The following is an 8,769-nucleotide window of genomic DNA, read 5'->3' on the forward strand; positions in this document are numbered from 1 at the left end:
TTACAAGGGAGAGATAAAAAATGAATCCCATTCATGTTCTGATAATTGACGATGAAGAAGATATGCGAAATCTTGTTCAAATGTATCTTGAAAATTCGGGTTTCCACTGTGTTCACGCCTCAAATGGCTCAGAGGCCTTAAAAAGTATGCAGGAAAAGAATTTTGATTTGGTAATTTTGGATATCATGATGCCTTTTGAAGACGGTTATGTGGTTGGCAGCAAGATTAGAGCGTTCTCGCAGGTTCCAATCATTTTTTTATCTGCAAAAGGGGAAGAATGGGATAAAGTGAGGGCACTGCAGCTTGGCGGTGATGACTATATCGTAAAACCCTTCAGCCCGGGTGAACTTGTTGCAAGAATTAATGCAGTATTAAGAAGGACTGCCCATGCCAAATATGATGAAGAAAGAGTAAGTCTAGGAAAAATAACGATTGATAAAAAAGGCAGAAGCGTTAGTGTTGAAGGTGATGCAATTGCTCTTACACTGAAAGAATTCGAATTACTTGTATTTCTTGTTCAGCACCAGGGGCATGCTTTAAGCAGGGAACAGCTGTTGGAATTCGTATGGGGTATGGATTACCAAGGAAGCTTAAGAACGGTTGATACCCATATAAAAACTCTTCGAATGAAGCTTGGAACGGGCGACTATATCCAAACAATCTGGGGTGTGGGCTATAAATTTGAGGTGCCGGAATCATGACTTCTTTTTCGGATAGCCTGTTTAAAAAACTATGGCTGACGGTTACTGCTACTATTTTAGTGACAGTGTTGTATTCATTTTTATTATCATATATCTTTTATGAAAAGCTATATGTAGATATTGTTGAGAAATCCCTAATTGAGGAAGGAAACAAACTAGCTGGTGATTATTCTGGGGGGCCATTGACGAATGAGTTCAAAGATAGGATTGAATGGTATAACGAGAAATCTGAATCTGAAGTCTTCCTGGTAAGCAATCCAAAGGAGCTCAGCGCCTGTTTGCCCTACGCGATTGATTACGAAACTTTGATTGGGAAGGAAGAGCGTGAACAGCTCTTGAACGGGGAACCTGTGTTTAAATCAGGCTTTGAAGAGAGGTTTGACAGAAAAATACTTTCGGTGGCAATACCTCTCCTTGATAATAGCAGGCTTGAAGGGATTATCTACTTATATGTCCCTCTGGCCAAAATATCAGAATTGACGGTGGACTTCTCGTTTCTCTGGCTTATAGGAGGAGTGATATTCATCATTATAGCAGCCATTCTTGGTTTCAAGATGCTCCACAAGCTTACGAGACCTCTTGCTGCTATGAGGGAGGCAGCTGAAAGAGTATCTCTAGGAGACTACTCAGCAAGGGTAGTTATCCAATCTAAGGATGAAATTGGTCAGTTGGCTAATGCGTTTAATCATATGTCTGAATCCATTCAAAAAGAAGATGAAAAAAAGCGCGAATTTCTTGCGGATGTTTCTCATGAACTAAGAACACCAATTAGTTATATAAAAGGCTACAGCGAAGCTCTTGAAACTGGAATGATTAAAAAACCGGCTGAACAACACAAGTATTTAAAGCTTATCAACAGAGAAGCGGGCAGGATGGTGAAAATAGTCGCGGATCTCCTTGATTTATCCAGACTGGATGCGGATGAATATAAACTGGTAAAAAGCCCTTTCTCTCTCGCTCAGTTAATAGAGGATTTTATCATCAAATATGGTCCAGCACTGGGCGAAAAAAAGATAGCATTATCTCTTGAAGTGGATCCGGATATTATAATCAATGGCGATGAGGGAAGGATGGAGCAGATTTTCCAAAACCTCATCGACAATTCAATCCGCTATACAGATTGTGAGGGCGAAATCTGCATTAGACTTTCAAAGCATTCGTATGGATGTCTGGTGGAAATAAAAGATACTGGAATCGGCATTCCGGAAGAGGATATTAAAAACCTCACGAACCGTTTCTACAGAGTAAACAAAGGAAGGTCAAGGGCAGACGGAGGTACCGGCCTGGGACTAGCCATTGTCGATAAAATAGTACAATTGCATGAGGGTAAAATGGAAATTGTCAGCAAACTGGGTGAAGGAACAACGGTAAAGCTTTATTTCCCTATAGTACTTATATAAATAAGGGCTAATTCAATTTCTAACACATTGGCTGTGTTAAGTTTTTCGTAGTTGAAGCAGAAATCAACAGCCAAGTTTAGCACAGCCAACACATTCAAAATATATGATTAAACTTTGATAAGGAGTATATAACATAATGAAAAAAATTTGGATGACACTGATCATTATATTTGCAGGTATTGTTACAGTTGCTTGTTCACAGCAAGATGTGGAAGAAAATCCTCAATTTCTTGATGTGCAGCTGACAGCTACTCCAGAGAAAGCAGATGTAAATGAAGAAATAACCTTTGAGGCAAAGGTCACATATGGATCCGAAGAAGTAAAGGATGCAGACGAAGTCAAGTTTGAAATTTGGCGATCACATGATGAAAATCATGAAAAAATCATGGCAGTACATAGTGAAAATGGCATCTACAGACTTAAAAAATCCTTCACAGAAGAGGGTACCTACTATATTATTTCTCATGTAACAGCGAGAAGCATGCACAATATGCCCAAAATAGAATTTATAGTAGGAAATCCTAGTGAACCAGAGGAAGATAATAATTCAGCAGATATGGAAATGGATTCTAAAGAAGAGGAAGAACATAACGGTCATTAATCAAGTTTTGTTTCGAATCTTATATACTTCTGAATAAATAAATCTGTTTTGTGAAAATTCATTATTGAAAGCGGCCTAGGCCGTTTTTTTTGTGTAATATTACTTAGTTTTTGTCATGCTAGAGAAAAGATTGTAATATTACAAGGGGGTTATAATAGCTGTCAATCACAACTTTTTACCCATTTATGGTATAGATGGTTCAGGCAATTATAAAATGGAAAATCCATCAAATATTGTGGCAGACATTAATTTGCCCACAATCCCTTGAAAAATCTAGCTTTCTTTCTGCTTTCAAATTTCCTCTTTTAAATATATTAGAATAATAATAGTTTTTCCAATAACATCCACGTTTATTACAAAAAACCCGTGTTATGATTAGGATGCAAGAGAGAGACAAACTAAATTTTCGGGAGGAATTCGAGAATGAAGAAAAAAATGATCCTATCAATTGCGGCAGCTGCAGCCTTACTAGCAGCAAATCCTGTAATGAATAAAGCAGATGCGGCGACAGTTCAATCAAAAGTTTACTATTATCAAAGTGGTAATTTAAGTAATGAACAAATTAATAGTATTCTTCAAAAATATTTGAATAACTATCAATTCAATTGGAAGCAACCTGCTCAAACAAATGTTCAACAGCCAGCTAAAGCTCCTGCGCCAACAAATGTTCAGCAGCCAGCAAAGGCACCATCAACAGCACCTGCACAACAGCCAGCTAAAGCACCTGCACAACAGCCAACAGCAGCACCAACAAATACAGCTGTAAGTGCATATGAACAAAAAGTGGTTGAATTAACTAATCAAGAGAGAGCTAAAAACGGTTTAAAACCGCTTGCTCTTGACACAGCATTGAGCAAAGTAGCAAGAGAAAAGTCTAGAGACATGCAAAACAAAGGCTACTTTAGCCATACAAGCCCAACTTACGGTTCACCTTTTGATATGATGAAGAAGTTTGGTATCACTTATCGTTCAGCTGGTGAAAACATCGCTATGGGTCAGCCAACTCCAGAAGCAGTAGTAAAAGCTTGGATGAATAGTGCAGGCCACCGTGCGAACATTCTTAACTCAAGTTATACTCATATCGGTGTAGGACATATTGCATCAGGCAACTATTGGACTCAAATGTTCATCGGTAAATAATAATTTTTCAAATAGAAGAACAGCCCTCGATTTGGGCTGTTTTTCTTTATATTGGGGATTTTTTGTGTGCAGCTTGAACAAACCCTAATTAGAAATAACTATTTAAGTGAAAACATCCATTATTAGTTTGCACGTAATTGACCTGCATATTCACAGAATATCTATTTCGGAAAACTGCATATCCACATTTTTCGGCAATCTTAGCTCCAGGACCCCATCCCGGTGTGTTGCGGATGCACCTTTTCGCTTCACGGTAGCTGGCAAAATCAAGGTGTGTTTATCTGATACCTCTGGAATATGTTCTATGATGACTTGGTTTGAGGTATAATACAATTTCATTTGTGTCTTCCAGACTTCTTCTTTAAGTGGCAGTCTTATGAAAACGAAATCATGTGTTTCGAATATTTCTGCCTGTAGACGGTTTGGTGACTTCACAGGATTCTTTGTGTTTCCTTCCATCTCCTTTATCCATTCTTCTGGCTTGAGCGCTCCGCTCATGTTAGGCTGAAAAACCTTTCCCATCATTTGTTGTACATAATTTTCAATTTCTTCTGGCTTCATTTCCATAAACTTTTTCTGTGATTTCTGATCAAAGGGCAATAAATTCCACGGAAACATATTATCCCGCCTTTCCAGCAGACCAACTTCGATATTGATATCCTATGCAAACACACGCCCAGCTGTTAATAATGGTGAGTGTACTAAACTGTCTGTGAATTAGCTAAAAGTTGCAAATCTGCTAGCTTCTTTTTAGTATAGGGATAAGTGAATCTAATAAATTGAGGGGTACAGGTTGTGGAAAATAAAACTGCTCTAATTACCGGAGGTGCAACCGGTATAGGTAGACGTACAGCAATGCAGCTTGCTGCCGAAGGGATTAACTTAATCATTAATTATCGGAGCAGCAAGAATGAAGCAGAAGATCTTGCCGTTGAATTAACTAGTCGATACCGCACAAAAAATATATGTATTAAAGGTGATATTACCTTGTATGAAGATTGTGAAAATCTCGTTTCTGAAGGCCTTAAGGTATTCAAGTCTATTGATATTATCGTCCATAACGCTGGACCGTATATTTCTGAAAGAAAAAAGATGGCGGATTATGATATCAAGGAATGGGACTACTTAATCAATGGGAATTTGAATGCGGTTTTCTACCTATCAAACCTGCTTATTCCTTATATGCGTGAGCAGAAATGGGGAAGGATTATTACCGTAGGATTTGACCGTGTAGAATCTGCACCCGGATGGATATACAGATCAGCCTTTGCTGCTGCAAAATCAGGCCTTGCATCTTTAACAAAAACAATCGCGCTAGAGGAGGCAGAGCATGGCATAACCGCTAATATGGTGTGTCCAGGTGATATTATTGGAGAATGGAAGGAAAGGGAAATTATTGAATCCTTAAAAGAAAAGGATGATTCAGTACCAGTAGGCAGACCAGGTACTGGAGAAGATGTTTCAAGGGTAATTAGTTTCCTTGCAGAGGAAAATTCCAGCTTTATCACAGGCAGCGTTATTCCAGTAACAGGCGGAAAAGATGTACTCGGAAAAATTTATAGAGGAATATAACAATTATAAACGCCATTTTAAGGCGTTTTTTTTATTTCTCCCATCATCTTGGGACCATTACCTAATTGAGACAATCAATCTTTGTTCCTTAGCGACATATAATTGGATAGTAAAACCATTTTAGGAGGGCTTAATCATGGCTTATGATGGGTCAAAAGGATGGTATATTAAGGAATTGAAGAAAATGGGACTCACTAAGCATCCAATTGATAAACGGAAACTTGAATTATATAAGACGTTTGTTGTTAGAAGCTTATATTTCGAACTATCAAAGGAATAGATAATAATATTATTATGTAAACTTATTTCGTTTCAGTATATATTTTTTAGGCTGTTAAATGTCATTGTTGAATTTTTTTAGCACCTATTGATTGGAGCGGAAGTTAGCAATCTCTTTGGATTTGATAAGCGATGCTATGGAGACTGAATCAACAGGCTAGTTATAAAGAACAAATAAATAAAGAATAATGGCCAAAATGATGGGCAAAATAGTATCAAATAAAAATTCCATAATAAATTTTCTAATAATTGTTATGATTTTGTTAAATACCACCTGGAAATCTAGCTGCGTTTTTATGCGAGGAGTGATAAAGATGGGAACAGGATTTAATTTGAATAGGATCAATCCGAACCAGACACAGATTTTCTTTGAAGACGGAAGGTATGAAACCTTAACAGATGATGAACTTGAAGCGTTTTTATCGGAAGCCTCATTATCAGACCGGGTTGAATTGAATCTTCAGGACCCAATGAACTAAAAACCGCCCTGATTGACAGGGCGGTTTTTAGATTTATTATTAAGCCTCAAGCAATTGTACATTCTCTTCTTCGAGTGGTGCCGTTCTTTTTAAATATAAGGTATATTGGTCTTTAGGAATTTCATAAAGGTCATAGATATCTCCATTGGCATTAAGCTGTTCGTAGATTGCCTGGCGAGTTTCATTAGCCTTTACTACATATGGAAGTTTTTCAGCAGCTTTAATAGACCTGATATTTATTTTTCTTATCCGCATGAAAATCGTTTCCAACCCAAGCTCATAAAAAAGTTCCTGAAAAAATGCATCCTTCGCTAAGTTGTTATAACCCTTGCCATGGTATGGCTTGCCTAGCCATGTACCTAAAAAGCCAGCGCCGTCCTGAACATCAAAAAGATTAATTGTCCCAATAGGGGCTCCCCATTCGTCCAATATTGTGCGAGAAATCAGCTCGCCTCTTTCTTCAGCCTCAATTGTTTGTTTTGTAATAAAAACAAACTCATCATATGAATAAGCTTTTTGGCGCACAAAAGGGAAGACCTCCGGATGCACCATTAGCTCAAATAGTTCATGACTATCATGAACATCACGTCTTTTGAGCATTTGTATCCCTCCAAAGCAGGGCAGTTCTATCCCGTGCGAATGTAACAACACGGCCACCCTCGAAATTTTTTGTATTGCTAAAAAATTTCGGGGTGGGAATCGAACCCACTAGAACCAGGATACTGGTGGCGCACCATTTGCCTTCCCTAATCACTATCATTTATTAAATTATTTAATATCTTGTTTCCAAAGAGTATCATACTAAAAAAAAACGAAAAAGAAAATAGGTTTTTCACCATTTTTTTTTGCGTTTTTTTGCCAAAAATCTACACGTGTTTTGAGGCTTTTCGACTATTCTCGATAAACAAATTGTCCGTCTATCATTGTCCAAATTGGTTTGGCACTGAAATGGAATGGATGATGGCTCCACAAAACTAAATCCGCGTCTTTTCCAGCCTCTATGCTGCCTACACGCTCTTCAATACGAAGATTCCTGGCAGGCAAAATCGTAATGCCTTCCAGCGCTTTTTGTTCCGATAATCCTTCACGTACAGCGATTGAGGCACAGACATTCAAGTATTGGATTGGGGTATATGGATGGTCTGTCGTTATAGATACTTCGACTCCATGGTTCGTCAATTTCTGATAGGTTTTCCAGCTCTTGTTCTTGAGCTCCACTTTAGATCGGCGGGTAAGCGTTGGACCGACAGATACTTTTAAATTTAATCCTTCCAGTTCTTCGGCAATGAGATGACCTTCTGTACAATGTTCAATCCGTATATCCAGATTGAATTCTTGTGCCAATCTGATGGCTGACATAATGTCATCTGCTCGATGTGCATGAATCCTAACTGGTATTTCCCTTTTTAAAGCCTTTAATAATGGCTTTACCCTAAGAGAGTCAGGGTTATCTGACTTCATTGCCTCATAGAAAGCTTCCCTGAGCATGCCCATAATTCCCATCCGGGTAATTGAATCTTTATTTCCCATACTATGGATTCTCTTTGGATTTTCTCCAAGCGCAATTTTTAATCCTGCAGTCTCTTGAATGATCATATTTTTAATGTTTTTACCTGCAGTTTTTATGACTGAAGTAGTTCCACCAATGACATTGGCACTTCCGGGCATGACATGCGCGGTGGTAATTCCATATTTAATCGCATCCCCAAAAGCAGGATCAAGCGGATAGACACCGTCGATTGCCCTTACATGAGGGCTCATCGGTTCAATTGTTTCGTTTGCGTCATTACCAGCCCAGCCTGTTCCCTCATCATAAAGCCCTAAATGGGTATGGACATCTATAAAACCGGGAAGCAAATAACCGTGAGTACAGTCAATGACTTTATCTCCCGCTTCCATAGCAATGTCATATCCAATCTTCGAGATTTTCCCTTCCTGTATGAGTACATCACATTTAGACTTTGGATCAGTAGTTATTGGTATTACATTTGCATTCTTAAGTAAAATTCGGTTCATTTTAACATCCAATCCTATGAAGTTTTTTTATCATTTTATCAGTTTTGCGTGTGTTTGACACCATTACAGAAAAATTTTATAGGCTCCTGCCCAATCCAACTTCTTTCGTATGCAAACGTAAATTTTATGAAACTTTTTTCGTTATGTTCCGTAAAGTTAGATATAAGAATTTGGAAGGGGAAATGAACATGCCCAAAAATGATGAACGGCTTCTGGCTGCCGGGATTTATGTGATTAGTTTTTTTACTGCATTCTTAGGGCCGCTGATAATTTGGTTCCTTAAGAAGGACGATTCCAGCTATATTGATTACCATGGAAGAGAATATATGAACTTTTTTATTTCTTATTCTGTTTATGGAATCGTGAGTGGAATTCTCGTTATCTTGCTGATTGGAGTATTCATGCTGTGGATAGTAGGAGTACTTGGAGCAGTATTTACCATTGTTGGTGCGATAAAGGCCTATGAAGGTCAGGAGTACAGAATTCCCTTTATCTTTAGGCTTTTATAAAGCAAGGAAGTCCGGCATACATTTGCCGGATTTTTTTTGTTTTGGAAATTATAAAATAATTAACTTGTGGAT

11 protein-coding genes are annotated in these 8,769 nt (G+C 38.1%); 8 read left to right on the plus strand and 3 right to left on the minus strand.

Features of this window, described 5'->3' with window-relative positions; all coding sequences use genetic code 11:
• Window positions 1-20: 20 nt before the first annotated feature.
• The 4 genes from WB217_RS04180 (at window position 21) to WB217_RS04195 (ending at window position 3,842) form a co-directional block, all read left to right on the plus strand.
• Complete coding sequence (locus WB217_RS04180) at window positions 21-701, plus strand: response regulator transcription factor (RefSeq protein WP_423990922.1); 681 nt, start codon at window positions 21-23, stop codon at window positions 699-701.
• On the plus strand, window positions 698-2,101 hold the full coding sequence (locus WB217_RS04185; protein WP_423990924.1) for a sensor histidine kinase: 1,404 nt from the start codon (window positions 698-700) through the stop codon (window positions 2,099-2,101). Before WB217_RS04180 ends, WB217_RS04185 begins: the two co-directional genes overlap by 4 nt.
• 136 nt (window positions 2,102-2,237) lie before the next feature.
• The gene (locus tag WB217_RS04190; protein WP_423990926.1) at window positions 2,238-2,702 is read left to right on the plus strand and encodes a FixH family protein; all 465 of its coding nucleotides are present in this window, start codon (window positions 2,238-2,240) and stop codon (window positions 2,700-2,702) included.
• Window positions 2,703-3,125: 423 nt separating this feature from the next.
• Window positions 3,126-3,842, plus strand: a complete 717-nt coding sequence (locus WB217_RS04195; RefSeq protein ID WP_423990928.1) for a CAP domain-containing protein — start codon at window positions 3,126-3,128, stop codon at window positions 3,840-3,842.
• A gap of 150 nt (window positions 3,843-3,992) precedes the next feature.
• Here WB217_RS04195 and WB217_RS04200 read toward each other — a convergent pair whose 3' ends face one another.
• Window positions 3,993-4,460 (minus strand): Hsp20/alpha crystallin family protein, encoded by a 468-nt coding sequence (locus tag WB217_RS04200; protein ID WP_423990930.1) that lies wholly within the window; start codon window positions 4,458-4,460, stop codon window positions 3,993-3,995.
• 177 nt (window positions 4,461-4,637) lie between these two features.
• On the opposite strand from WB217_RS04200, the gene WB217_RS04205 reads away from it, so the two are divergent.
• The 3 genes from WB217_RS04205 (at window position 4,638) to WB217_RS04215 (ending at window position 6,172) form a co-directional block, all read left to right on the plus strand.
• Entirely contained in the window at window positions 4,638-5,414 is a 777-nt protein-coding gene (locus tag WB217_RS04205; RefSeq protein ID WP_423990932.1) for an SDR family oxidoreductase, read from the plus strand.
• Window positions 5,415-5,550: 136 nt separating this feature from the next.
• Complete coding sequence (locus WB217_RS04210; protein ID WP_423990934.1) at window positions 5,551-5,694, plus strand: DUF2639 domain-containing protein; 144 nt, start codon at window positions 5,551-5,553, stop codon at window positions 5,692-5,694.
• Window positions 5,695-6,007: 313 nt separating this feature from the next.
• A complete protein-coding gene (locus WB217_RS04215; protein WP_423990936.1) occupies window positions 6,008-6,172 on the plus strand; it encodes a hypothetical protein in 165 nt (54 codons plus the stop codon).
• Window positions 6,173-6,211: 39 nt separating this feature from the next.
• On the opposite strand, the gene WB217_RS04220 is transcribed toward WB217_RS04215, so the two are convergent.
• Together WB217_RS04220 and WB217_RS04225 are read right to left on the minus strand one after the other, a co-directional pair.
• Complete coding sequence (locus WB217_RS04220; RefSeq protein ID WP_423990938.1) at window positions 6,212-6,772, minus strand: GNAT family N-acetyltransferase; 561 nt, start codon at window positions 6,770-6,772, stop codon at window positions 6,212-6,214.
• 291 nt (window positions 6,773-7,063) lie between these two features.
• Complete coding sequence (locus WB217_RS04225) at window positions 7,064-8,188, minus strand: amidohydrolase (protein ID WP_423990940.1); 1,125 nt, start codon at window positions 8,186-8,188, stop codon at window positions 7,064-7,066.
• A 188-nt stretch (window positions 8,189-8,376) separates the two neighbouring features.
• Between WB217_RS04225 and WB217_RS04230 the strand changes: the two genes are divergently transcribed.
• Window positions 8,377-8,697 (plus strand): DUF4870 domain-containing protein, encoded by a 321-nt coding sequence (locus WB217_RS04230; RefSeq protein WP_423990942.1) that lies wholly within the window; start codon window positions 8,377-8,379, stop codon window positions 8,695-8,697.
• The last annotated feature ends 72 nt before the right edge of the window (window positions 8,698-8,769 follow it).

The organism is Mesobacillus sp. (genome assembly GCF_049588175.1).
Lineage (GTDB): Bacteria > Bacillota > Bacilli > Bacillales > Cytobacillaceae > Mesobacillus.